The organism is Brevibacillus ruminantium, assembly GCF_023746555.1.
Taxonomy (GTDB): domain Bacteria; phylum Bacillota; class Bacilli; order Brevibacillales; family Brevibacillaceae; genus Brevibacillus; species Brevibacillus ruminantium.
On record NZ_CP098755.1, the window covers coordinates 1,461,195 to 1,486,208 of the forward strand.

General features: G+C 50.2%; 23 protein-coding genes and 1 pseudogene. 21 read left to right on the forward strand and 3 right to left on the reverse strand.

The genetic code is table 11. The features are described 5' to 3' along the window. Positions 1-79: 79 nt before the first annotated feature. The 11 genes from NDK47_RS07080 (at position 80) to NDK47_RS07125 (ending at position 9,059) form a co-directional block, all read left to right on the forward strand. Positions 80-2,167: a methyl-accepting chemotaxis protein gene (locus NDK47_RS07080; protein ID WP_251874151.1), complete on the forward strand. Its 2,088-nt coding sequence runs from the start codon at positions 80-82 to the stop codon at positions 2,165-2,167. Positions 2,168-2,269: 102 nt separating this feature from the next. After that, a complete protein-coding gene (locus NDK47_RS07085) occupies positions 2,270-3,025 on the forward strand; it encodes a GTP pyrophosphokinase (RefSeq protein ID WP_251874152.1) in 756 nt (251 codons plus the stop codon). Beyond that, positions 2,994-4,430 carry a dipeptidase PepV gene (pepV, locus tag NDK47_RS07090; RefSeq protein WP_251874153.1) on the forward strand — a complete coding sequence of 479 codons (1,437 nt, stop codon included), beginning with the start codon at positions 2,994-2,996 and terminating at the stop codon, positions 4,428-4,430. The genes NDK47_RS07085 and pepV overlap by 32 nt, the downstream gene beginning before the upstream one ends. A gap of 195 nt (positions 4,431-4,625) precedes the next feature. Next, on the forward strand, positions 4,626-6,131 hold the full coding sequence (locus tag NDK47_RS07095) for a DEAD/DEAH box helicase (RefSeq protein WP_251874154.1): 1,506 nt from the start codon (positions 4,626-4,628) through the stop codon (positions 6,129-6,131). Between the two features lie 344 nt (positions 6,132-6,475). Further along, entirely contained in the window at positions 6,476-6,640 is a 165-nt protein-coding gene (locus tag NDK47_RS07100) for a hypothetical protein (RefSeq protein ID WP_251874155.1), read from the forward strand. 153 nt (positions 6,641-6,793) lie between these two features. Continuing rightward, positions 6,794-6,928 carry a hypothetical protein gene (locus tag NDK47_RS27640; RefSeq protein ID WP_256481363.1) on the forward strand — a complete coding sequence of 45 codons (135 nt, stop codon included), beginning with the start codon at positions 6,794-6,796 and terminating at the stop codon, positions 6,926-6,928. Between the two features lie 310 nt (positions 6,929-7,238). Further along, a complete protein-coding gene (locus tag NDK47_RS07105; RefSeq protein ID WP_251874156.1) occupies positions 7,239-7,793 on the forward strand; it encodes a serine hydrolase in 555 nt (184 codons plus the stop codon). A gap of 196 nt (positions 7,794-7,989) precedes the next feature. Further along, a complete protein-coding gene (locus tag NDK47_RS07110; RefSeq protein ID WP_251874157.1) occupies positions 7,990-8,118 on the forward strand; it encodes an Lrp/AsnC family transcriptional regulator in 129 nt (42 codons plus the stop codon). Positions 8,119-8,187: 69 nt separating this feature from the next. Next, positions 8,188-8,424 (forward strand): Lrp/AsnC ligand binding domain-containing protein, encoded by a 237-nt coding sequence (locus NDK47_RS07115; protein ID WP_251874158.1) that lies wholly within the window; start codon positions 8,188-8,190, stop codon positions 8,422-8,424. Between the two features lie 8 nt (positions 8,425-8,432). Next, positions 8,433-8,690: a LysE family transporter gene (locus NDK47_RS07120; protein WP_251874159.1), complete on the forward strand. Its 258-nt coding sequence runs from the start codon at positions 8,433-8,435 to the stop codon at positions 8,688-8,690. Positions 8,691-8,813: 123 nt separating this feature from the next. Next, entirely contained in the window at positions 8,814-9,059 is a 246-nt protein-coding gene (locus NDK47_RS07125) for a hypothetical protein (RefSeq protein WP_251874160.1), read from the forward strand. A gap of 98 nt (positions 9,060-9,157) precedes the next feature. Here NDK47_RS07125 and NDK47_RS07130 read toward each other — a convergent pair whose 3' ends face one another. Beyond that, entirely contained in the window at positions 9,158-10,573 is a 1,416-nt protein-coding gene (locus NDK47_RS07130; RefSeq protein ID WP_251874161.1) for an RsmF rRNA methyltransferase first C-terminal domain-containing protein, read from the reverse strand. A gap of 87 nt (positions 10,574-10,660) precedes the next feature. On the opposite strand from NDK47_RS07130, the gene NDK47_RS07135 reads away from it, so the two are divergent. The 5 genes from NDK47_RS07135 to NDK47_RS07155 all read left to right on the forward strand — a co-directional run bounded on the left by NDK47_RS07135 (position 10,661) and on the right by NDK47_RS07155 (position 17,220). Further along, complete coding sequence (locus NDK47_RS07135; RefSeq protein WP_251874162.1) at positions 10,661-11,422, forward strand: hypothetical protein; 762 nt, start codon at positions 10,661-10,663, stop codon at positions 11,420-11,422. Between the two features lie 105 nt (positions 11,423-11,527). Continuing rightward, a complete protein-coding gene (locus NDK47_RS07140) occupies positions 11,528-12,478 on the forward strand; it encodes a methyl-accepting chemotaxis protein (protein WP_305883377.1) in 951 nt (316 codons plus the stop codon). Between the two features lie 316 nt (positions 12,479-12,794). Next, positions 12,795-14,141, forward strand: a complete 1,347-nt coding sequence (locus NDK47_RS07145; protein WP_251874163.1) for a hypothetical protein — start codon at positions 12,795-12,797, stop codon at positions 14,139-14,141. A gap of 1,336 nt (positions 14,142-15,477) precedes the next feature. Then, positions 15,478-16,479, forward strand: coding sequence for a hypothetical protein (locus NDK47_RS07150; protein ID WP_251874164.1), 1,002 nt, complete (start codon positions 15,478-15,480; stop codon positions 16,477-16,479). A gap of 105 nt (positions 16,480-16,584) precedes the next feature. Then, positions 16,585-17,220, forward strand: a complete 636-nt coding sequence (locus NDK47_RS07155) for a hypothetical protein (protein ID WP_251874165.1) — start codon at positions 16,585-16,587, stop codon at positions 17,218-17,220. 115 nt (positions 17,221-17,335) lie between these two features. Here the strand turns inward: NDK47_RS07155 and NDK47_RS27795 are convergent. Both NDK47_RS27795 and NDK47_RS07160 read right to left on the reverse strand, forming a co-directional pair. Then, a pseudogene (locus NDK47_RS27795) lies at positions 17,336-17,460 on the reverse strand (IS3 family transposase); the annotation flags it as partial. Positions 17,461-17,567: 107 nt separating this feature from the next. After that, the gene (locus tag NDK47_RS07160) at positions 17,568-18,263 is read right to left on the reverse strand and encodes a class I SAM-dependent methyltransferase (RefSeq protein ID WP_251874166.1); all 696 of its coding nucleotides are present in this window, start codon (positions 18,261-18,263) and stop codon (positions 17,568-17,570) included. A 210-nt stretch (positions 18,264-18,473) separates the two neighbouring features. On the opposite strand from NDK47_RS07160, the gene hppD reads away from it, so the two are divergent. The 5 genes from hppD (at position 18,474) to NDK47_RS07185 (ending at position 24,761) form a co-directional block, all read left to right on the forward strand. After that, entirely contained in the window at positions 18,474-19,568 is a 1,095-nt protein-coding gene (hppD, locus tag NDK47_RS07165) for a 4-hydroxyphenylpyruvate dioxygenase (protein ID WP_251874167.1), read from the forward strand. Positions 19,569-19,814: 246 nt separating this feature from the next. Continuing rightward, entirely contained in the window at positions 19,815-21,539 is a 1,725-nt protein-coding gene (locus NDK47_RS07170; protein WP_251874168.1) for a sensor histidine kinase, read from the forward strand. Further along, positions 21,514-22,296, forward strand: coding sequence for a LytR/AlgR family response regulator transcription factor (locus tag NDK47_RS07175; protein WP_251874169.1), 783 nt, complete (start codon positions 21,514-21,516; stop codon positions 22,294-22,296). Before NDK47_RS07170 ends, NDK47_RS07175 begins: the two co-directional genes overlap by 26 nt. 162 nt (positions 22,297-22,458) lie before the next feature. Next, positions 22,459-24,552, forward strand: coding sequence for a carbon starvation CstA family protein (locus NDK47_RS07180; RefSeq protein WP_251874170.1), 2,094 nt, complete (start codon positions 22,459-22,461; stop codon positions 24,550-24,552). Next, positions 24,549-24,761, forward strand: coding sequence for a CstA-like transporter-associated (seleno)protein (locus tag NDK47_RS07185; RefSeq protein WP_251874171.1), 213 nt, complete (start codon positions 24,549-24,551; stop codon positions 24,759-24,761). Before NDK47_RS07180 ends, NDK47_RS07185 begins: the two co-directional genes overlap by 4 nt. The last annotated feature ends 253 nt before the right edge of the window (positions 24,762-25,014 follow it).

Below are 25,014 nucleotides of genomic sequence, written 5' to 3' on the forward strand. Positions count from 1 at the left end.
TTGCTTTTCTGGTACTATGTTCTTAGTTCTCATAATTTTGTAAAGAATATAACAGGTAATGAGAGAAGGGGGCAAGACAATGAAACTAGGGGCTCGGATGCTGATTGCTTTATTGCTCGCAGGGATTGTACCGCTAACGGCAGCAGGGGTATTCTCCTATTCTCAGACAAAACGAGAACTGTTGGAGGGTAGTGCCGCCACTTTGGAGGCACTTCGGAATAGCAATAAAGAGCAGGTGGAAAATTATTTTCGTGAACGTTCGAAAAATTTGGAAACCTTAGCTGCATCCGGCGCTGTCATCGAAGCAATCCCGATCTTTGGCACGGTCTGGCAAGAAGGGCCAGAGTCTAGCTCCTATCAGGAGGTTGAACAAGACAGGGGAAAAGAGTTGAAAATGGAGGTAGCCCGCTACGGCTTTGCCAATGCCTATCTGCTGAACGAAAAAGGGGATATCATTTTCGAGACCAAACGTCAGTCTGATTTTGGCACCAATCTGGTCGATGGTCCGTACAGCGGCTCGATCTTGGGCTTAACGGTAGCAAAGGCGGCAAAAGGGCTTAGTTTGGAACTGTCCGACGTCAACAGATATGAGCCTTCCGGCGAAGAACCTTCCCTTTTTATGTCGGTTCCTGTATTCGATAAAGGAACGGTCATCGGACATTTGGCTGCCGAGGTGCCGCTTGATTACATCTCCCGCCAGTTGAACAGGAGAGAAGGGCTGGGCGCCACAGGCAAAGTATACCTGATCGGGATTGACAAGCTGATGAGGACTGCCCTAGACCACGAGAGCGGAGTGTCCACCCTGCTGCAGCAGCGGGTCGAGACAGATGTGTCAGAGAAGGTCCTGTTCTCGAAAGAGCCAACCGGTACACAGCAAGCGGTTGACTATCGCGGTGAACAAGTGCTGGTATCCTATGACCAGGTCAAAGTGGGCAAGCTGACGTGGGCGATCTTGGCAGAGATGGACATGGCCGAAATCATGGCTGGTCCCAACAAGATTTTAAAAGGCATCCTGTTGTTTAATGGAATCGTATTGATTCTCATCGTCATTACTGCATCAGCCACTGCTGCCTGGCTTCGCCGCTCGTTTGCAGGCATGCTGGAGGTAGCCAGAAGAATTGGCCAGGGAGATTTCACCTGTATGGTGCCGCCCGCTCTTTTGAAGCGAAAGGATGAGCTGGGAGAGCTTGCCCGATCCCTGTTTGCCATGCGGGCACAATTGCATGATATTTTGGTCCAGGTGCAGCATGCTTCTCACTCGGTTACCGAGTCTGTGCGTGAGATTCATGGGAATACGGGGGAAATCGCATCTTCCAGCCAGCAGATCGTTCAGGTTGTGGATCAGGTGGCGACTACTGCCGATCAGCAGGTGGACCAGTTGGGTCATACCGTTCTTTTGGCCGAAGATTTGACGAAAGCGGTTACAGGTGTGACAGGAAACGTCGAACAGGTCGCGATTTCCTCGCGAGAGATGCGCACCCATGCGGAAGCGGGACGTGAGGCGATTGAAGCCGTTGTGAGCAGCATGGATCGCATCCAAAGCGCCGTTGAAGCGACCACACAGGTGATTCACGGTTTGGAGCTGCGATCGCGGGAAATTTCCCAAATCATCGGAGCGATTACAGAGATCGCCAGTCAGACCAATCTGTTGGCGCTCAATGCCAGTATCGAAGCAGCCAGGGCGGGAGAGCACGGCAGGGGGTTTGCCGTCGTCGCCAACGAGGTTCGCAAGCTGGCTGAGGGAAGCAATGAAGCTGCGCAGCAGATCGTCAGGATGATACACGATGTCCAGGTGAGCATTGTGGCTGCTGTCGAGAAAATGGAGGAAGGAAGACGGACAGTCACGGACGGATCTCTTACCGCAAGACAGTCGGGAGAGCTGTTTGAGCGCATCGAAAACAATATTTTGCGCGTTTCTGCGGAGATGGAGGGCGTTCGCCTCGCCTTCGCCAGAATCGCGCCGGATGCACAAAAAGTCGTCGCCGTCGCTCAGGAGGTTTCGACAGCATCAACTGAAGCCGCAGCGGGCGTCCAGAGTATATCAGCCGCAGTGGAAGAGCAGAGCGCAGCCATGGAGATGATCGCCTCCTCGGCAGATCAATTGACTTCACTGGCTGACACATTGCGGGAGTCGCTGGCCGCATTCCGTCTGGATCTAAAATCGTAAAAAGAGGCCCGCTGGGGTCTCTTTTCTCATCAAGGGGAAGGATATCCCAGGCAAAATGTTGAATCATAAGGACGATGGAGTTTCGGGCCGGAGGGAACTAGCATGCAGAAATTGGACTGGGAACTATACCTACTACCGTTCGAACAAGCCGTAGAAGAGCTTAAAGTCAAACTGAAGAATATCCGCAATGAGCTCAGAAAAAGAAAAGAACATTCACCCATCGAGTTCGTAACGGGCAGGGTCAAATCGATCCCGAGCATATACAACAAGGCAAATCGCCTGCAATTTCCGATCGATGAAAACATCAGTTGGGAACTGAGAGACATAGCGGGAATCCGCATCATTTGCCAGTTTATCGACGATATCCCGGCAGTCGTAGAAATGATCCGCAGGCGCAAGGATATGCACATCTACCTGGAAAAGGACTACGTGTCCAGGCCGAAAGAGAGCGGCTACAGAGGCTATCATCTGGCTGTAGAATACCCCTTGATGACGGCGCTGGGAGAAGTAACCATCCCGGTAGAAATTCAGATTCGCACACTGAATATGAACTTTTGGGCAACGATTGAGCACTCGTTGAACTATAAGTATGAGGGAATTATCCCGTCGGCGATCCGGCAGCGGCTGATCGAGGCAGCCAAGGCATCGTCCAAGCTGGACAGTGAAATGAACAATATTCGTGAAGAAATCAAGGAAGCACAGGTAGAATTTACGGCAAAGGAAGTACCGATGGAATCGTTGATTTCACTGGTCGAGCTGGATTTGGATGTAGATGACGAGGAAACGGGCGATGGCTTGACGATAATAGAAGGGAAGAAGCATAAAGATGACGACGATGAATTGGCTGGAAGAAGTTGAAAAGAGAAAAGAGGACCTGATTTCAGCGACACAGGAGTTTTTGCGCATCAAAAGTGTGCTTGATCCTTCTACAGCCAAAGAAGGCATGCCTTTTGGAGAAGGAATCGGGCAAGCACTCGATTACGTGCTGGGACAATGCGAGCAGGCAGGAATGACGGTCAAAAACGTGGGCGGCTATGCCGGGCATGCTGAATTTGGAGCTGGCGAGGAACTGATCGGCGTACTGAGTCACGTGGATGTGGTGCCGGAGGGAGATGGCTGGAGCTCGCCGCCCTTCGCTGCTGAAATCGTTGACGGCAAACTGATTGCACGGGGAGCGATCGACGATAAAGGGCCGACAATGGCCGCTATTTTTGCCGCCAAGCTGGTAAAAGAATCAGGCCTGCCTCTGTCAAAGCGGGTCAGACTGATTTTCGGGACGGATGAGGAATCGAACTGGCAATGTGTAAAAACATACTTTCGAACGGAAGAGATGCCGACCATGGGCTTTACGCCTGATGCTGATTTTCCGCTGATTTACGCGGAAAAGGGTTTGACTGACTTGACCGTGTTCCAGCGTCATGAGGCATTTGCGGCCCTCGGCTTGCCAGGAGCGGACAATCCGGCCGCGAAGCTGATCTCGCTCGATTCTGGTCTGCGGATGAACATGGTGCCAGACAAGGCTGAGGCGAGATTGCAGCCTCTGGGGTTGGAAGCCGCAGAACTGATCGAAAAATACGAGGCTCATCTGCAAGCGAGCGGTTTGCGAGGGAGCGCAGAGCTTGTGGGCGGTTCCGTTTTGCTCCGCGCTGAGGGTGTTTCCGTCCACGGCATGGACCCGGGCAAAGGTGTAAACGCCGGAACCGAACTGATTCATTTCCTGGCGAGTCTGGGATTGGACGCAAGAGCCAATCAGTTTGTCCAGTTTACCGAACGCTATCTGTATCGACAGCACTACGGGGAAGCGTTCGGCATCGCCCGTGATGATGAAGAGATGGGACCACTCACGCTAAACACCGGTGTGATAGCGTATGAGGCCGAGGGAGATGCGGTGTTCCGTCTGAATATCCGTTACCCCCATTCGCTGCCGTTTGAACAGTGGAGCCGCATCCTGCAAGAGCGACTGGCAGAGGCTGCGTACGCGCTGGAAGTGGTGGAACATCTGCCCCCTCACCGAGTCGATCCCAAGCATCCCTTGGTGACGACTCTGCAGCGCGTCTACACCGAGCAGACCGGAGAAGAAGCAGGGATTATCGCTATTGGCGGCGCTACTTACGGACGCTCCTTGCAAGTAGGCGTTGCTTTTGGTCCGCTGTTTCCCGGACGTCCGGACAGTGCTCACCAGAGAGACGAGTACATCCTCGTAGACGATCTGATCAAAGCGACGGCGATCTACGCGCAGGCGATTTACGAATTGGCCAGATAAATAGGAAGGTAAAAGCGGTCAACCACATGGTCTTGACCGCTTTTGTTGTGTTTTTCATGCGACTCCTATACTATAAGGAGACGGAAATCGGTAAGATGCCGATGAAAACGAGGAATGGCAGCCGTTTTCTCCGCGTCAGGCACAAAGCTCTGACCGCTCAGGGAAAGCGGCTTCTTGGTGAAAGGAAGTGACCCCATGACAAAAGCATTTGCGACTTTTGGTTTTCGCCCTGAACTTATGCAAGGGATTCAAGAAGCATTTTACAAGGAGCCGACGCCCATCCAGGCAGAAGCGATTCCATTGATCATCGAGGGAAAAGATGTCATCGGCCAGGCTCAGACAGGAACGGGAAAAACAGCCGCATTCCTGCTGCCTATCCTGAATCAACTGAAGGCAGGAAAACGGGATATTCAGGCTTTGATCCTCACCCCGACCAGGGAGCTGTCGATTCAGATCGCCAAAGAGGCGGAGAAGCTGGGCAAGCACTTGGGAGCCAACGTGCTCTCGCTGCACGGTGGGACCGATATCGACAGACAGTTGAACAAGCTGAAAGAGACGGTTCACATCGTAGTAGGAACGCCGGGCCGGGTACTGGATCACATGAAACGGGCCTCGCTGCACTTCGGACGGATCTCTACCCTGGTACTGGATGAAGCGGACAAAATGCTGGAGATGGGCTTTTTGGAAGACGTGGAGCAAGTTATTGTAAACACGCCGCAAAACAGACAAATCCTGCTTTTCTCCGCAACCATGCCTGATCAGGTGAAAAAGCTGGCGCAGCAGTTTATGAAGCAGCCGCCCCATATCCGTATTGAATCCAAACAAAAAACGGTGGAGACGATCGAACAGCTTTACTACGTCGTGAATCAAAGTGACAAGGCAGATGCTTTGGTGGATCTCTTGGAACAAGAGCAGCCCTATCTGTGTATCGTCTTTGCCAATACACAGGTGCGCGTCCAGCAGTTGACCGCCCGCCTGCAGGAAAATGGGTTCTCGGCCAGTGCGCTTTACGGCGATCTGTCCCAAAGCAAACGCGAGCAGTTGATGAAGCAATTCCGCGAGATCAAATTCCAATTCCTCGTGGCCACCGACATTGCCGCGCGCGGGCTAGATGTCGAAGGGGTGACCCATGTCATCAACTACGACCTGCCCAACGATGTGGAAAGCTACATTCACCGAGTGGGGCGGACGGGCCGTGCCGGTCAAAAGGGAAAAGCAATTTCACTGGTGTCCCCGCGGCAGAAAAACCTGTTAGCGCGATTTGCCAAGGCAACCAAGGCTCCCATCGAAGAAAAACTGCTAGTGTTGGGACGTCATTTGGATGCAGGGCGCCGAGAACGTGCCAAAGCACGGGAAGAGTACTTTATCGAACTGCGAGAGCAAAAAGCCAAGGAAGAGGCAAAGGAGAAAGACAAGCAGTTTGCACCGATTCGCGAAGCGATCAAGAAAAAAACCAAGGTAAAGCCAGGCTACAAGAAAAAGCTGGCACGTGAGCTGGATGAACTGAAAACCCAATATGAACGAAACCGCCGCCGTGAAGAAGCGAAAGCTGCCCGCAAGGCCGGGAAAACAGGCAGTGCGGGAAAAAGCGCTGGCCGAGGCAGGGCCGGGAAACCGGTAGGCGGAAAGAGTGGTGGTCCAGACAGCCGCGGCGGGAGTCGTTCCGGTGGTTTCTCAGGAAAGCCGAAGCGTGGCCAATAGTAGATGAGTAAGGCAGTCCCAAACATTTGGGACTGTTTTTTGTTTGTTAGACTTTGTGAAGCTTAAAAGGCTTCCATAGGGTGGGAATTTAGGCTAATTAACTTAAGTGTTTTGAGACTTGGCATATTTCTAATAGTGGGAAGTGAATCTCGATCATGTTAAAGTCAAATGAGTGGATAATTGGTAAAATGATAGAGAAACTTGCACATTCCCATTGATTTTCGTCCGCAAAGGAAGGGATTACGCGATGATCGTCGCCACCAAATTACATATTCCGCGGCCGCGAACTGCAATTGTCACACGCCCCCGCCTGGGTATCGCTTGATCAGGGGGATAATGATCACATGCGCTTCTGGGCGCATACGATCACAGCGCTGAAACAAGCCTACCCGGTTTTTGATGAACAGGCTGTGCTTCGTCATGCCGCGGAAGACGCATCGGGTGACTCGCTGATTGCTGCACTCGTAAACGGATTGCACCGCGTATCGGATACGATGGTGCTTATATAGGATGATTTTCACCAGATCGAAGAACCGGCGATCCTGAAGGGAATCATTTATCTGCTGGAACGCCTACCGTCTCACGTGCATCTCTATATCTCAAGCCGAATTCCGCCGTCGCTCTCGCTCTCAAGATTACGGGCAGGCAATGGGCTAAACAGGTTGGAAGCATATGATCTGATCTTTTTTCCGGAAGAAACAGGCCGAGGAGGGAACCGTTTTATTCCCGATGAGACGGCGACCCGTGCAGAGGCAGTCGCCATACTGCTAAGGATGCTGGAATACAAAGAAGATTAACAAGGTGGTGGCGGACGCGAATGGAGTAATTTCTTTTTCCATAACGTGTCCGCCCTCGTTTTTGCCACGGGAAAGGCGAGGCGCTACTGAACGCCATTAAAAAGAGGGATCGTTGATTTTTGTTCGGATCTTAATTGGGAGCGACACCGGAGCAGGTGCTTATATTGGATGAGGGCGTCGCCATCTACCAGCCCATGGTCCGGCGGCTTCTCCGCCCCTTGACGGATTCCCCGACAGGTCTGATCTGATAGTCTAATTCCGAGATGATTTTCCGGTATTGCTTCAGAATGACTCAGAAAAGGAGTTTGTCATGAAGAGATCGCTGCACAAATCCATCTGGTTTACCAGTCCGGTAACTCTATGTTTGTCTGCCATTGCGGTTGCGATTACGTTTGCCATCGTCATTGTCATAGGCGTCTTTCCTCCATGGCCAGCAGTGGCAGAACAGAATCCGCCTCCCGCTGACTCTTCCTTAGCGTCTGCTGGCCAGGATGGGCGAAAGGGCCTCTTCGAAAAAGTGGATCAGTACATGGATGTGGCGAGTCCGAAACTGAAGGCCACGGGCGGCACCATGGTGATAGTGGAGGATGGAAACATCGTCTACACCCGTGAATGGGGAGCAGCGTGTGATGGTCAAACCCATGTTGCAGCACAAACTAAGCCCGGTGAGTGGCACCAGTACAGCAACGCGAATTACGGGGTGCTGGGAGCCTTGATCGAACAGATTTACGGCGTGCCTTTTGATGAATATATGGACAGAGAGGTATTTCAGAAGCTCGACTTGAAACGGGCAGCAGCCAGTGTTCAGCAGGTCATGGAAAAGGGGCTGCTCGCATTTTATGGCCTTTTTTCAATCCCACTATAGGTCAGATAAAAGGGGAAAAAACCGCGGTGATACCTGCGTTATAGATAAAAAATGAAAGTGGCATTTGCAAAACGAAGGAAAGGACGAAAGGAAATAAGGTCATGTTAATGATCTTCTTTAAAATAAAAGGATAATTCCATAAAAAGACTTATGATTTTAACTCCTTGCTATAATGAAGGCAAGGGAGTGAGAAATCATGGACCGTATCGACGAACAGATTTTGTATTTGCTGAAGAAAAATGGCCGGATGACTGGTTCGGAGCTGGGGAAGCATGTCCATTTGTCGGTTCCGGCTGTATCCGAGCGTATACGGAAAATGGAATAAAAGGGATTAATTGACTGTTTCACTGTGAAACTAAACAGGGAAAAAATAGGTTTCCCCTTGCTGGCTTTCATGTTTGTGCAGTTGGAGAAGCCAGAGCACATCCCGGCTTTTCGCCAATCCATGCTGGCACATGAGCAGATTCTGGAGTGTCATCACATCGCGGGGGAATATGACTATTTGTTGAAAACCGTCTCCAGGTCCCCGGCCGATCTCGAAAACCTGATCTCCAACACGATCAAAGGAGTAAAGGGTGTCGTCAAATCAAATACTGTCGTCTCCCTGTCGACGTTGAAGGAAGAGGGGTGACAGAACAGATGGCGATCGTAGAAGGTTTGCTTTTTGGATTTGTGCTGCAGCTTTCGATCGGTCCGGTCTGCCTGTCCGTCTGGCAGCGGTCCCTCACGGCCGGGTTTTGGCAAGCATGGCTGATGATACTGGGGGTCGCGACAGTGGACGCCGCCTATATGATGGCTGCCCTTTGGGGCATTGGCCGGTTTCTGGAAAATCCGGTTGTCGGTGCAGCACTCATCGTGTATGGGATCATCCTGCTCGGGAGGGGACTGGTCCTATAGATGCAGGGTTTTCCTCGTATCCGAAAACAGGTACAATGGATAGAAGAATGAGAGAAACGTTCGTTTACTCTGGACCAAAAGCCCTAGATAAGGGACTACACTGGGTGTGAGGAGAAACCTGTGATGAAGCAACAATTTTGTGAACAATGCGGTCTGCCGATTCCGCTTACGGAATCGGGATGCAAATCGTGCGCGCTGGAAGAACTGGATGAATATCGCATCGTGCGAGAGTATCTTCGTCTCCATCCGAACTCAAACGCGATGCAAATCGCCAATACTACCGGAATCTCTATCTCGCGAATTCTCCGCTACATAAAAAATGGTTCATTAACCATGGTCAATGACATGCCCAATCGACGCAATCGGTAGGTAAGCCCGCCAGCAAAGAGAATCATGCCACTCTCTTTGCTGAGGGGCTTTTTTTGTTTGGCAGCCTAAAATTTCCCGAGGCGGGAGCACGAAGCTGGTTACAGCCAGCGCAATCCTTTGGGATAGTGGTTTTTCAATTGTTCCTGGGCCTGCTTCCCCCAGCCAATGGGATATCCATCTACGCAGACGAGTGTCCATCCGTTTTCGCCGTCACGTGTCAACGTCTCCCCCTTCAGGTAGCGAAGCAGATCGGGATCGTCAGCGCGGTAATTTGCCGTGCGCGCAGCATCGCTCGCTTGGATAGCCAGAGCCAGTGCATGAGACGGCTCGAGGCGGTTCTTTTTGAGCGTACCGATGTGCAGCCCGATCCGGTTGATTCGCAGTCCGGTTAAATCAAGTCCGGGGTGTGGGGTATAATAAAGCTGGTCGCCAAATAACAAAAAGGCAGAGGAATCAGGATACCTGTCACCAAGGGCAGGGAGCGATTCTTTTACAAAGGCCATCCAGGCTGCGACCGCTTCCCTCTGGCCGGCAGCGCTTTCCGCTTTTCCGTTCTTTTTTCGGGCTTGCTTGCGGGGGGGTTCGTCTCCTTCGGCAGTAAATGCTTTGACCAGCTTGGCGACGAAGTGCCCCTCCCCTTCCAGCAGATGCGGCCACAGTCTAGCCGTGTGAACGAGAGAAGGCTGCGGGGGATCAGACCATTCAGGTCGTCCGGATTTGATGGTTGGTACAGATGAAATTGGCATCAAGGCAAAATCGGAGTGGCGTTGCAAGAAGGAAACGAGGGTTTGTTCGTTCTCCAGCGGAGCGAATGTACATGTCGAGTAGACAAGCGTTCCCCCCGGCTTCAGCATGGTGGCGGCCGCCTCCAGAATTGAAAGCTGTGTGCGGTGGCATTCCGTCACCTTTTCCAAAGACCAATCCTCGATCGCTTCTGGCAATTTGCGAAACATCCCTTCGCCCGAACAAGGCGCGTCAACCAGAATCCGGTCAAAAAACAAGGGGAACCGCTCTGCCAGCCGCTCCGGTGTCTCATTGGTCACGATCGCGTTTTGAATACCCAAACGCTCTATATTTTGCGAGAGGGCTTTCACCCGTGTGGGATGCGGTTCATTGGCGATCAGCAGGCCTTCGCCGCGCAAAGCAGCCGCCAGTTGGGTAGACTTGCCTCCGGGTGCTGCACACAGATCGAGCACGTTTTCGCCAGGCTGCACATCTGCTGCTACCGCCGGAAACATGGCGCTGGGTTCTTGCAGATAATACAAACCGGCTGCATGATAGGGATGCTTCCCTGGCCGGACTCCCTCCCCGTAACGAAATCCGAGAGGGCACCACTCGACAGGTTCTAAGGGAAACGGGGACAGAGCGAGAAACGAACGGCACTCTGTTTTCAAAGGATTAACCCGCAACCCGTGGATGAAAGGCTTCTCGTAGCTGGCAAGAAAGGATGGATACTCCTCTTTCAGTAATGCCTGCATACGCATGGTGAAGTCGGTGGGTAAAGCGTTTTTCATAGCATGCCTCCAATGTCAGATTTTGTCTTCCTTTTAGAGGAAAAAGAAGAATCATGGCGAATCATTTTTAAGGTGAGGTGAGGACAGTTGAAAGAATCCCGCGCGGAACGGTACCGCTCACGCCGGCGGAATGATTCGGAAGTTAGCCGGTTTTGGATTATGGGTTTGCTCTTCTCACTGCTGGTACTAGCCTTTGAATTTTTGATCGAGATTCCTGTTGACGCCAAATGGCTTCAAGAGATGGAAATGGCTTTATTCAGTGCAAGCTTTACCCTGCTTGCCTTTTACCTGTTGGGTCTGACGTTTGTCTTCTCGCGTCAGCAGGAGGCGGGCAAGGTAAACCACCATGTCATCATTTACGCCTGGCTGGGAGCCATCCTGTTTCACCTCTTCCTGCTGATCACCAACATCGCCAACCAACATGTGTACAAAGCGGGAATCATTTTATTTTTAGGGCCTTTATTTTTAACTGTTTACCATTTTATCACGTACTTGTCCGCTTTGCGCGCAGCAAGACGAGAACAGGATATGGCGACCGCTGCCTCCTATGAACGGGCAGCGTATCAGCTTATTCTCGAAGGATCCAAGGTGTACAGTGAAATAAGCAGGCTGAAAATCGCCTATCCAGAGGTAGAACAGATGCTCAGAGCTAATGATTTTTACGACAAATTGGAACGCTATGCTCTGGAAATGCAGCAGTATCTGCAGGCGAAACAATTTACCCGAAAAGACGTGGAAGTGCTGGAAGGCCATTTTCTCTACCTGGAAAACCTGCTTCATTTGGCGAAGCAGCATCCGGGAATTATGGAATCGCGTGCGTTTGCCCATCGCGAAAATTACGAAAGCTAGTCTCCAAAAATGCTTGTAGCTGTCGTTTGGCAGGCTGCAGGCTGTTGCATTCTATTTTTTGAAAAACAAGCAAACGTTTTTCACGAGAAAAGGAGAGTGTTGTTGATGTTTTGGAAGAAAAAGAACCAGGAAGCGGGCCAATTGGAGGTAGCTGCGACAGCAGTAGCCGTGGCAGAACCCGTACAGGAAAATCAGGCAGAGCTGAAAGAAGAATTGCTTGCCGTTTATGAACAAATGGGTGCCATTATCCAGCAGCATGGCCGCGTAAACGATCAGCATGGATCGCTCGATGCACTGGCGAACAAGATGAGAGAAATCGTGGACAAAATCCAGGGCATCACTGCTGAGACGGATCAGTCGGCAAACCATCTCTTTTCTCGCGGAGAACGTCTGACAGGTATCTGTATGCAATCCGTCGAGCGTGCCAATGAAGGCAGGCTCGCTATGACTGAGGTCGTCCAAGTGATGAGCCTCCTTGAACAGCAATCGGCCAGCACCTCTGCATCGATGAGCAGACTGGAGGATCGCTCCTCCGAGATTACCAGCATCGTGCAAGTGATCAGCGATATCGCCAACCAGACGAACCTCCTGGCACTCAATGCCGCTATTGAGGCAGCTCGTGCCGGTGAACAGGGACGAGGCTTTGCCGTCGTAGCAGACGAGGTGCGGAAACTGGCTGAAATGACAGCGAATTCGACCAAAAATATTGCCGAGCTGATTGGAAAAATTCAAGAAGAAACAAAAGAAGCGATCGCCAACAGTGAAAAAAGCGGAAGCGCCATCCAATCAGGCTTGTCGACCAGCAAGGAAGCGGCCGGGAAGATGGACAGCATCGTGCAAGCCTTGCGTGATGTGAGTGAAGAGACGGCGGGCGTCATGGAAATCATTCAACAACAAAAGCGTTTCGCTGACGAGAATGAGGCCCAGGTTCAGAAGGCTAAGCTGGCATTGGAGGAAATGAACGAAGCATTGGTTCATCATGTACAAGAGGCGAGTGTGGTTGACCAGCAGCTTGAGGCCAGCTACCAAAATATTCAACGTGTATTGTCGAAATAAACCATTTCTTTTGAACAGCAGCGTCCCGATCCTGCCAAGCAAGCAGGACCAGGGGCGCTTTTTTGTACGAATCCTGATGTGCCCAGGGCCTGTCGAATGATGCAGAGTTATGGTTCTTTCTGATCAAAATTGTCATGAAATAAAGGAAATCCAAAGAGAATGTGTAATATACTTACAGTGGCGTGGAAGTTACTCCGGAAGCAGACAGAGCGAGTTTGCAAACCTTCTGAACAAGGGGGATGAAATGACCAGAGCAAGAAATTTCTTTTTGATACTGTGTGTATCACTCTTAATTACGCTTACAGGGTTTTCTACTGTGTCGACAGCCTTCCAGTGGGAAAAGCCGTTGGTTTCGGAAGAGAGCGTACCTGTGGCAGGAGGAACCTTACAGACAAAAGTATATCAATTCAAAAACGGGGATATTTATCGAGCATATCGGTTGGAAGGACAGCTAGAGGCGCAGTCTCATCTGATCAACGTTCCTGTGCCTTCTGAGGGGGCGGTATTTCGGCACGTCATGAACCAGGAGGGGCAAGCCCGGCAATGGAACATACTTTCCTTGCTAAATCTGCAAAGTCTGCCGCTAACCCCCGGTTTTATCGAGTCGCCCAGCCGTTATTACTGGATAGGAGCGCCGATCGTATATCAGCCCCTCGGAAACACGACGATCGAAGAAAAAAAGGAATTGGCCGCGCCGATTACGGTTAAACAAGAATGGTTTCGATTGATTCTCGAGGTCAATCTTCCAGTCAAGCCCGGCATCGTCAGCGAGTGGTGGTATATGGAGTCGCGCTCCCCTCAGGTGGCGTGGGATAACCAGCCGATGTCCAATCTGTGGCTGAGCAGAGATTTCTCGGAGAAAGCAAAATGGCTCTACGACGGTTACTATTATGCCAGCCCGTCCACTTATGTACCCTATACAGCCAATGCCTATTGGCGAATCCCGGAAAATTACATTGTTCGCTCTCTGCTTGCCAACCCGAGTGACCGAGCCTCGCAAAACATGGCCTATATCATGCTGGACACGGCTGTCCGCAATCAGGAGCCGGATGGGCACTGGAAGTCCTATCCGTTATCGCAGTGGCTCTATGAAGATTACGGTATCCAGGATGGCTTTTACGATACCCGTTTCAATACGGGGATGGCCGAGATGCTGCTGGAGGGCTGCAAGCTTTATGACGACAGCCAATTCTGCGATTCAGCGAAAAAATACGCCAAATACCTGCGCGACCATGCCAGTCAAAATCACTATGTTGTAAGCGGTCCCCAAGACGGTTGGCTAGTGGCTGATTACACTCATCCAGTGCCGCACACGCCGACACATGTTTCACTCAACCATCAGTTGGCAGAAATTAACTTTCTGTGGAAAATGTACATGAAATTCCATGATCCCACTGACAAAGAGCTGGCCAATATTATGCTCTATGGTGTCACGAACCTGGGCGAGAAGTGGATCACCCAAAATGGGGACCTTCATTACGCCTGGTTCCCGGACAATTCATTCGGCAGACCGGATTATCCGTACCTGACCTACAATGATTTACGGGACACCCAGCGTCTCTATCAGTCCTTGTATGGTGTGGAGCAAACGACAATCGCGCAGTTGATGCGAAGTAAAGAAATGTGGATGGCTGCCAACCAGGTGGTCATTCCGGTGCAATAAAAAAGAAAAAAGGTGTCCCGTGGGCACCTTTTTTCTTTTTTGCTCGCCAAACAAGCCGTTAATTGCTAGCTGGTGAAAGTCCAACCGAGGTAAGAGCCAAGTCGCATTGTAGCTGACAGGCAACTGGTGGAGAGATCATATAGGGATCGGCATGTTGAGAAAGTCGAGACCGGGTTTTATTACTTGCGGGCGTTCCGACGGTGGGGTGGTTTATTTCGGCATAGGAAGCAAGTGTAAGCAAAGGAAAGCTGCAAAAGTTAAGAGAATGCAACAATTTCTGTAAATGTCCTTCTGCCAAAGAAAATACCTATTGACAAATTTTTCAAGAACATTCAGAATGAAATTGGAAATATTTGCATTTAATCCTATTTTTTGAATTGTAGAAATTCGATAGTTTCATTTTGTTCCACCAATTTGCTTGTGGTAAGGACAAGTCACCTTTTTTTATTTGGTTTTGAAATTTTGCTAAAGCATCGGTCTTCGCAACAAAAGTTTTCTTGAAAGGAGGTGAATTGGCAATGCAGCCGATCAGGTCGCCGAACGAATGAAAAAAGAGTTCCTACACATCCCCCATGTCTTGCCCCTTGCAGAGCTTCTGACTGGGTGGATAGGTAAAAACTCAGAAAAATTGTACATCAATACTTCATCAATGTAAAGAATCTTATTTCTGTACTTGCCCATAATCGATTCAAAAATTTTACAGTGGGTAGGAATGGAATGTCCCCTTAGGCTACTTGAAGCTGTTTTTTGATTTGTTCTAGCGAGTCCCCAGATTTCGTTTGGAAAAATACGAAATCAATCTAACTGAACATTTGGCTTTGCTGCCACTGATTCAACCCAACAATCAGTTGTCCCTGACCAATATGGATGCAAAAAACAGCGGAAAACAAAGCAAGAATCCAATAACGGTCAATTGTGCGAGCATTTCTCACTTGATAGCGATCTAACGAAACTTTCCCATTCATGGTACGAAAGTACTTTCAATCGCCCATCGTTTGCTGTAATCGTTTAGAATTTGGTTGTTTGTCAGTGAGGCATCGGTACTCCTCCTTTTTGAACATGCACCAATAGTGTAATTTTTAAAAAAGTGACACAAAGGAGGAAGTTTTATTATGAGAATCAATTTCATAATTGCTGCTCGACCAAATGAGAGTATGACGCCTCGGAAGGAAGTGGATCAGAGACGAGAAAGCGACATTCCAATCGAAAAATAAAGTGATGTTTCAGCCGTTTCCGTAAGTCGAGTTTTAAACAATTTCTTACTAAACGCCCGATAAATGTTGTAATTTAGTAAAATGTTTTATTTTTTTGGATACAATAAAGATAGGAGGAGACCATGATGTGTTTTTTGAGGTGTAGTAAGCAACGTTCTCTACTCATTATTATGATTCTGGTGAGCACGTGGACATATGTATTGGTTGGTATTAAACCAACTTCAGCTGCAAGTGCTCCACTCTATACAACAAGTTACTATGTGACAAAAACATCACTATCGGCTATGTATAATTTGGGATGCTCACTCGGTACTAGGGATAAAAACACTTCTGGGATACAGGACAATTTAGTAATTTTAGCTTTAGGACAACAACGGAAGAATTCTGCCGGGGATTGGGGGGCAAGTTTATTTGGGAATTTCCAGACAAACAGGCAAATTGTTGACTTAGTTGCTCAATTTGGACAGGGGTACTACAATTGTACAGGCAGTGATACAGATTCGACCGTCAAAATTGTTGTAGGAACAAACAATTATGGTAGCTTGGTCAATTACACAGCAGGAAGTGTTTGGGGGAGTATGGTAGGCACTGTCCATAGAAAGGTGAAGGATGAGTTAGGGATCGGTAGCCAGGTAAGAATATACGGAGGAAATGATATGGAAGTAGGCTATAACAGTGCTGCTGCAACTTTAGATTGGGTAGAGGGCTACGACGATAATACTGATTCTCGTCTATTTTATAACTTCGGAGATGCAGCCGGATGTCCAACCTCTGGCACATATTCTCCGAGTACGAAGTGCGTATCTGGTAACACTTGGTCAGTAGATGATCTTTATTATATCAGCTATGGCGCTAGTTCAGCACTAGTAATGCCACAAATATATAACACTACAGGAAGCAACGCTAGGCAGTGGCAAAAATTATCTCTTTATGCAGATAAATATAAAAATGGAATGGATATTAGTGGAGCATTAACCCAATATCAGGCATGTGAGCAGGTTGGAGGCTGTTCTGGTACCAACAATACACCTTTGCAAGGTTGGACACAATTGTACGACCAATTAAATTCTGATTCCAGAACAGCTCAAAGGTTAAGATATTCTAGTGACATGAAGTGGCAATGATTACGGGTATTTAAATTAGGAGCGCTTCGTGCGTCAAAGATGAAAACATGTGAAACAGCGAGAAAAACGGCGAAAACATTAATTTATTGAGGGAGGGAGTAAGTCATGGGAATTGGGAAGTTGCCTAAAAAGTATCTTCTATACATTCTCGTAGCACTTTCAACCGTTGTTGTACCAGTTTTTGCATTCGCTCATCAATACGTAAACCCGGATAGAGAAGAACTAGATAAGATAAAAAACTTATTTCCGGAAAAAAGGGCAGTCCTGGAGAAGGACATTGCTGAATACGAAGAAGCCCGGAAGGGAAAAAGGGCAGAAAAAGGCCGAAGTTTGAATCAATTTGTTGCAGAAGGGAAGATCTCACTTGGGGAGACTTCGACGTTCCCCTCAGGTATAGAAGATGATCCGGTGATCCCCCCTGCTTATCACAATATCAAGCTTGTAAACCAATGGTATGGCAAAGTGAATGATAAGCTGGTGATTATTTCGGCGGGAGCATATTTTGATAATATTGAACAGGGATTATTGGTGGTTTCGTATATGGATGAAGATCGGGGCAATTTGAAACAGCATGATATCTATACCCCATCTAAAAACGGGCCTGTAAAAATTGTCCGGGAGGAAACGGAGAAGCTTATTCTGGAAGCAGAAGACGGAACCAAGTTTGACTATCAACTGGAGACGGAAGTGATCAGTGTGCTACAAGATGACCTTGTCCTTGAAGAAAGCGACTCCCAGTAGCTTTTCAGAAAAGTCGTTGGCACGTGAAAGCGCTCAGTGTAATAAAATATAAAAACAGTCTTGGGCACATGTGCAAAAAGAGCTGAAGTGACCCCAAAAAGGTAGACACGTATTTTTAATCAAGAACATGTAGGGCTTGAGTTCGGTATTGTACGGGACTCAAGCCTTTTAATTTTGTTTGATTTGCTTACAATTGTAGTATTCGATGTAGTTTGCTATCTCTTTCTTAAAATGCGCAACACGGACTAATCAAATGACAAACAAGAGTCTCGGTAGGAAGGACTGCCTTGCTTATGAAGTGCATAAAAGCGCTAAAAAGTACATTGGACCAACCGAATTTGCCAGCGTCAGCCTCTTTTCAATACGAATAAGGTAAGAAAGCTGAGCGCTTCTCTCAGTTCTACCGGTAATGGTTGGGCCAAACTGGCGGGAACACCTTCCTTGTAGACAGGCTCTTCTTCCAGGAGAGTAAAGCCGTTTTCTTCTGCCAGCTGCTTCGCTTCCCAGGGCATCATGGTGTTCTGGATTGTCGCTTCTCCGTACAGACGCCGATAGCTATGTCCTCGGGGACCTGCAGTAGGACCGAGGATGCCGAGAAGCAGGATTCCTTCCGGTTTAAGAAGGCGATGAAATTCTTGCAGGGCGGCTAATGGAGAGGGCGTAAATTCTGTTACATTGATGCAGAGAATGCCGCTGAACCTCCCATCCTCAAAAGGAAGCTGAGAAACATCTCCCGTTTGGAACTGTGGAGGAAACGGACTATTTTTTACCCGGTCATCTACCCGGTCATAGGCCAAACGAATCATTTCCCCGGCAATATCTACCCCTGTTACCTGATAGCCGCCGACTGCAAGTTTACAACTGGCATACCCATCTCCACAGCCGGCATCAAGGACGGGACCGCTCTTCGGACCGACAAAGCGGGTGAACAGGGGGAGGATCGTTCGACGACTTCCTTTTTCCCACATGTTCTCGCTGCGCTTATGCCAATCTGCAGCGAATTGATCCCATTGGTCTTTTGCCATTTGACTCCATTCATTCATGGATGAGTCCTCCTGAAAGTTTCTCGTCTTTTTCTTCCTACATTGTACCAAGCAAAGCGGATCATGCGTACTTTATTGGATGAATGCTGTGGGGCGTTTTCGCGTTATTCCGTGTTCTTGCAAGGAGTAAGCGCTTCCATGTAATCTCAAGTTAACGACAAAATCATCCCAATCATACAAAAATTTGAAAAAATCGGAGGGAGAAGTAGAATGAGCAGCAATACCGATTTCTTTCCCATTCAAGACTGGGATTACCTAGAGTTTTACGTGGGGAACGCCAAACAGGCCATGCATTATTTTACCAAAGGGTTAGGCTTTCAGGCTGTGGCCTATTCAGGACTGGAAACAGGCTCGCGAGATAAGGTTTCTTATGTACTGAAGCAAAATCATCTCACCTTTGTCCTCTCAGGTGCCTTGACACCAGAGAGCCCGATCAATTCATTTGTCAGCATTCACGGGGATGGGGTAAAGGACGTGGCGCTGCGTGTCGATGATTGCGAGCAGGCCTATCAAGAAGCTGTTTCGCGTGGTGCCATTCCGATCATGGAGCCTACCGAGTTTTCCGATTCCTTCGGTACAGTGAAAAAAGCGATCATTGGCACCTATGGGGATAACATTCATTCCTTTATTGAGCGGAAAAACTACAACGGCCCGTTCCTTCCAGGCTTCCGTGAATTTGAGTCTCCGGTTTCGTCCTCCGATACGGGTCTGATCGGTATTGACCATATCGTCGGTAATGTGGAAGTGATGGACGAGTGGGTAGAGTACTATTCCAAAGTGATGGGCTTTACCGCGATTCAAAACTTTAGCGATGAGGATATCTCTACGGAGTACTCGGCGTTGATGTCAAAAGTGATGCAGAGCGGAACCGGGCGCATCAAGTTCCCGATCAACGAGCCGGCGGAAGGCCGCCGCAAATCACAGATCCAGGAGTTCCTGGAGTTTTACCAGGGGCCTGGTGTCCAGCATATCGCTCTTTTGACCAATGATATCGTGAAAACTGTCTCTCAGCTTCGGGCCAACGGGGTAGACTTCCTCTATGTGCCGGACACGTATTATGAGGAGCTGAAGGAGCGGGTCGGAGAGATCGATGAGGATATCGAAGCCCTGAAAGAGCTGCGAGTGCTTGTGGATCGGGATGATGAAGGCTACCTCCTGCAGTTGTTCAGCAAACCGATCGTCGACCGTCCTACGCTGTTTGTCGAGATCATTCAGCGAAAAGGGGCGCGCGGCTTTGGAAACGGCAATTTCAAAGCGCTCTTTGAGGCATTGGAAAGAGAGCAGGAGCTGCGGGGAAATCTGTAATTGGCTGCGAGGATGAGGATTTAGGTAATTGTCTGCCAGGAAAATCTGTAATCGTTTTGCCCAGGGAGCGCCGACGGTGAAAGCTGTCGGCGCTTTCTCTGTGGATGACTTGACTTATCATTGGACCTAATGTTCGCCGCCGATCGTTTTTGTTGTATTTTTCAGGCAAGCCTGACGAATGACTTGACCTGAAATCGACTCCCTAGCAATAATGTAGGAAAACAGTCTCGTAGAGGAGCGACAAGAATGAATCTGGCACTCATGATCCCTTTGGCTGAACGAACCGCAGTGCTGGTTGTTGCTGCCCTGTTATTTACCCGGGTGAAAGCATTTCGCAGCTTGCTCAACCAGCGGGCCACTTACAAGGACAAAGCCGTAATGGTGTTGATCTTTTCCGGCATATCCATCCTCGGTACCTACAACGGGATCTGGTATGAAGATGCGATCGCCAACTCGCGAGTCATCGGTACCATTGTCGCAGGTCTTCTTGCGGGCCCGTGGGTCGGATTGGCGACGGGACTGGTCGCCGGGATTCACCGCTACACACTGGGAGGGTTTACCGATCTGGCCTGTGCGATTTCAACGATCAGTGAAGGTGTGCTGGCAGGCTTGGTGTATCGGTTTCGCAGAACGAGGGAAATCCGCTGGACGACAGCGATGGCAGTGGGCTTCGTGGCAGAGTGGATACAGATGGGGATCATTCTTTTGGTAGCAAAGCCTTATGTAAGCGCTTTGGCTTTAGTAAAGGCAATCAGTGTGCCGATGTCTGTCGTCAATGCGCTGGGGATTGCGATCCTCATCATCATTATCGATCTGGCCAAAACCGAAGAGGATCGGATCGGCGCTCTCCAGGCGCAGCGGACTCTGCAGGTGGCAGACAAGACCCTATCCTATCTCCGGCAAGGTCTGACCTACGAATCAGCCAAAAGAGTTGCTGAAGAAATTCTCTGTACAACAAGAGTGGCTGCCGTGGCCATTACGGATACCAAAACGGTTCTCGCCCATGTCGGGGCAGGTGCGTCCCATCACGTCGTAGGGGAGGAGATTACGACCAAGGCGACCAGACAGGTTCTGGAGACCAAAGAGGTGAAAATCGCCGGAAACAAAGAAGAGATTGGCTGCAAGGAGGGAAACTGTACGCTGCGCAGCGCGATTCTCGTTCCCCTGATGCGCAAGCGTGGCGAGGTGGCAGGTGTGCTGAAGCTGTATCAGGATCGCTCCCGGAAGCTGTCCGCGGTCGATCTGGAGCTGGTGAGAGGACTGGGCAATCTCATCTCCACCCAGTTGGAGCTGGCTGATCTGGAAAAGCAGGCGCGTCTATTGGCTGACGCGGAAATCAAGGCTTTGCACGCGCAAATCAATCCGCATTTTTTGTTTAATGCACTCAATACGATTGTTTCCTTTATTCGTTTTCGCCCGGAGCAGGCGCGTGAGCTGTTGATCCACCTCGGCGAGTATTTCCGGCGCAACCTGCACGACAGCGGGGGCTTTGTCACTCTGGCGGAGGAACTGGAGCATATCGAGGCATTCCTGGCGATCGAGCGTGCCCGTTTTGGCGACAAGCTCAAAGTCGAGTACGAGATTGAGCCGGGGGTTGAACGGTACGTCGTTCCTGGACTTGTCCTGCAACCGCTGGTAGAAAACGCGATCAAGCACGGGCTTTTGCCCAAACGCGAGGGCGGCACCGTCAAAATTACAGCGCGTCTGAAAAACAGCCAGGTCTTGCAATTGATCGTCGCTGACAATGGTGTGGGGTTGACACAAGACCCCTTCGTTACGCCGCCTCCCGCAGAGAACGGCAAGCGGAAGCTTTCGGGAATTGGACTGTCAAACGTGAGGAGTCGTCTGCACGCGATTTACGGACAACCACACGGTATCGTGATCGAGAGTGAGCTGGGGCAGGGGACGACCTGCGTTATTGAATTGCCATTGGGGGTGAAAGTGAATGCTGAAAGTCTTCATCGTGGATGATGAGACACCGGCGCGACAGGAGCTGCGCTATCTGCTGGAGCAGTTTGCCGACGTAGAGGTGATTGGCGAGGCCGCGAGCGGGGATGAGGCGATCGAATGCATCCCGGAAGCGGAGCCTGACGCTGTTTTTTTGGACATCCATTTGCATGATCGCGACGGGGTAGACGTTGGAGAGGAGCTTCTGGAATTAATGGCCCGTCCCCCCGTCATTATCTTTGCCAGCGCGTACGAAATCCACGCCGTCCGCGCATTTGAGACGGAAGCAGTCGACTACATTGTCAAGCCGTTTAGTGAACACAGATTAGAGAAGACCATCAGCCGGGTGAGAAGACTGCGGCCCAAGGGGGAAAGTGATGAACCGGAGGCGCCCCGTTTGGAGCAAAAGCTGCACAATCTGCTGAAGTCGGTGCTCGCCGAGCAGCAGCCGCGGCGCATCCCTGTTGAGCGCAACGGAAAAATCATGTTGATCGATCCCAACGAAATCGTCTTTGCCACAGTAGATGGACGCTGTGCCACTATCTATACGGAGTCCGAGCAGTACGCGACATCCTTTACCCTCCAGGAATTGGAGAGTCGGCTGTCTGCTCAGCAGTTTTTTCGCACGCATCGCGCCTTTATCGTCAATCTTTACCGTACGGCCGAACTGGTACCCTGGTTTAAAGGGGCAGTCTACCTGGTCATGCAGGATGCGAAGCGAACAGAAGTGCCGGTGAGTCGAAATGTCGTAAAGGAATTGAAAAAACAGCTCGGTTTTTAATAGACCGAGCTGTTTCCTTTCAACCCCTCTTTTTCTCCTTTCGTGCGTGATTTTTTACTGTTCAGACAATTTGTGTACATCTCCTGTCCCCCTCATGGTAGGGTAGGGTGAGGTCTTATTCCTCATGTTCCTATTTATTTTATAATGAAGGGGGAGAAAGGTATGAAGAAATGGCTTCTCTCAGTCCTGATCTGGGGTGGGGTTGCCGCGCTTGGAGCTGTGGGCTTCGGCTTTCTGGCTCTGTCGCGCGGTGAATCAGTCAACTCGTTCTGGCTACTGACAGCCGCTATCTGTACTTATGCCGTTGCTTATCGTTTCTACAGCCGGTTTATTGCTAAAAAAATCATGGGCCTCGACGACAATCGAGCAACCCCAGCAGAGGTCAACAACGATGGCAAGGATTTTGTGCCGACAAACAAATGGGTTTTGTTCGGTCACCACTTCGCTGCGATCGCCGGTGCAGGACCGCTGGTTGGTCCGACCTTGGCTGCGCAGATGGGGTATCTGCCGGGAACCATCTGGATTATCGTCGGGGTGGTGATCGGCGGAGCGGTTCAGGACTTTATTATTCTGTTCGGCTCCATGCGCCGCAATGGCAAGTCGCTTGGTCAAATCGCCAAGGAAGAGATTGGGCCGTTCGGCGGAGCACTTGCGCTCGTTGGTATCGTAGCCATCATGATCATTCTGATTGCTGTACTGGCAATGGTTGTTGTGAATGCGCTTGCAGATTCTCCGTGGGCGACCTTTACGATCTTTATGACGCTGCCCATCGCCATACTGATGGGATTGTACATGCGGTTTATCCGTCCGGGCCGAGTCATGGAAGGTTCACTCATCGGGCTTGCGCTCCTGTTCGTCTCCCTCTGGTGGGGACAAATGGTTGCGGCTTCTCCAACCTGGGGACCGGCATTTACCTTCAGCAAGGTTCAGCTTGCCTGGATGATCATTGTGTACGGATTTGTCGCCTCTGTCCTGCCGGTCTGGCTGCTGCTGGCGCCGCGTGATTATCTCAGCTCGTTTTTGAAAGTAGGTACCATTGCGGTACTGGCAGTGGGGATCGTATTTACACTGCCGCCGCTGCAAATGCCGGCTCTGACCAAATTCATTGACGGTTCGGGTCCTGTTTTTGCCGGGAACCTGTTCCCGTTCCTGTTTATCACCATTGCCTGCGGGGCCGTATCCGGATTCCACGCGCTCGTCTCATCCGGTACGACTCCGAAGATGATTGCCAAAGAAACGCACGCGCCGCTGATCGGTTACGGCGGAATGCTGATGGAGTCGGCTGTTGCCATCATGGCCATGATCGCCGCTTGCGTGCTGACACCGGGTATCTACTTCGCCATTAACTCGCCGGGTGCTGTGATCGGGGCGGATGCAGTTGCGGCTGCCCAGACGATCTCAAGCTGGGGCTACACGATTACGCCGGATATGATTACCACCCTGGCGGACGATATTCAGGAGAAAACGATTCTGTCCCGTACGGGTGGGGCGCCTTCTCTGGCAATCGGGATGGCGACGATCTTCGCCTCTGTTTTGGGCGGAAAGGCTTTAATGGGCTTTTGGTATCACTTCGCAATCCTGTTTGAAGCCGTGTTTATTCTGACGACCATCGATGCGGGAACCCGTGTTGGACGTTTCATGGTGCAAGACATGCTGGGCAACATCTTCCCGAAAATGAAACAGGTAGACTGGCTGCCTGGCAACCTGATCGGTTCTGCTGTCATTACTGCAGGCTGGGGTTATTTCCTCTATCAGGGTGTCGTCGATCCCCTGGGGGGCATCTACACGCTGTGGCCGCTGTTCGGTATTGCCAACCAGATGCTGGCGGCGATCGCTTTCGTCGTCGGTACGACGCTGATTTTCAAAATGGGCAAAGCCCGTTACTCTTGGGTCACCCTGCTGCCGATGGTTTGGCTTACCTCTGCGACACTGACGGCTGCTTGGCAAAAGCTGTTCCATGCTGATCCCAAAATCAGCTTTCTGGCGCATGCGAATGTCTTCCAAAAGGCGCTGGATGCAGGAACACTGCCTGCTGGCGTTAAAACGGTAGAAGCTGCGCAGAAGATGATTCTCAATGACCAGATCGACGCAGTAGTTTGTGCGATCTTCATGCTGATCACCATCGGAATTATTGCCGACGGCGTTCGTTTATGGATCAATATCCTACGCGGGAAGAAGTACGAGCTGCATGAATCTCCGTACATTCAATCCAAAGGGGATAACTACTATGACGGAAATGGGCATTCGGTAGCATGAGAAAAAGGTGGAGAGCGATCAAGAAGTCCCTTCGTCAGATAAGCTCGAACATCAAGACCATCTTCGGGATGCCGGACTATGATCGTTATCTGCGGCATTGGTATCAAACACATGCCAAGCCTGGCTTTTTCCCGATGACGGAGAGAGAGTACTACATGTACGCACTTCGAGAGCGTTATGAAAAAGGCGGCGTGACCCGTTGCTGTTAACCGCTATTCGATGCGAAATGGCAAGGACGGACGGGGGGCCTGATCGGGTCTCCCGTTCATCTTTGTTGGGGAGAAAAGTGATTATGAATGCCCATTTTTCTGCCTTCCAAACAAATTTTGTTGGAAACGGAGCCGGAGTGAGAAGAAGCATGTTTCCCTGCTCAGCTCCGTATTCCGCCCCCGCCGATGTATGAACTGTCAGCTCCAGGGGGATTCGCAGGGGATCGCAAAAGCCGCACCGCTCCGAGGTCAT